Source organism: Brachyspira sp. SAP_772, assembly GCF_009755885.1.
Classification (GTDB): Bacteria; Spirochaetota; Brachyspiria; order Brachyspirales; family Brachyspiraceae; genus Brachyspira.
This window is the reverse complement of sequence record NZ_VYIX01000261.1, coordinates 1-618: the sequence shown is the minus strand read 5'-3', so window position 1 is coordinate 618 and position 618 is coordinate 1. Positions and strand designations below refer to the sequence as shown.

General features: G+C 25.5%; 1 pseudogene. It reads right to left on the bottom strand.

The features are described 5' to 3' along the window. A pseudogene (locus GQX97_RS13915) lies at positions 1–400 on the bottom strand (hypothetical protein); the annotation flags it as partial. Positions 401–618: the final 218 nt, after the last annotated feature.

Sequence of the window (618 nt, the reverse complement as noted above, 5' to 3'; positions counted from 1 at the left end):
AACTAGCTCCGCCAAGAGGGAATTTYACACCAGCACCAACACCTATAGACATAAATAATACATCTATTTTTGGCATTAAACCTATACTTAAACTGTCAAAACTTAAATACTCAGTATTTATATCAGACTTATAAGCAAAAACATCTCTCTGATAACCTAAGTCTAATGAGAAACCTAAAGAAAGTATAGCTAAATCAAAATAATAATTAGGTCTTAAATAAACTCCGCCCTCAAAACCAGCATTTGGCTTAAGAGTTTCACTTTTCTTACCATCTTCAAAGAAATATCCAATACCAGCACCAAGAGGTACAGTAATATCAACGCCAGCACCGCTTTTAGCCATAAGTGTTGTACTTATAGTCATGATAAATAATGTAATCATTAATATAATTTTTTTCATTTTTTAATTCTCCATAATTAAATAATTAAAATCATATGTAACYACAAATTGTATATAAAATAATTAAAAAGTCAATTATTAATGATATTATATTTACATAGTTTGATATAAATATTTTAATATAAAATTTAAAGCCCCATCATAATAATGACAGGGCTTTTTAAATAATTAAAATAATAAATTAAAATATTTTATTTAAGAAACTAAATTTTTAACTG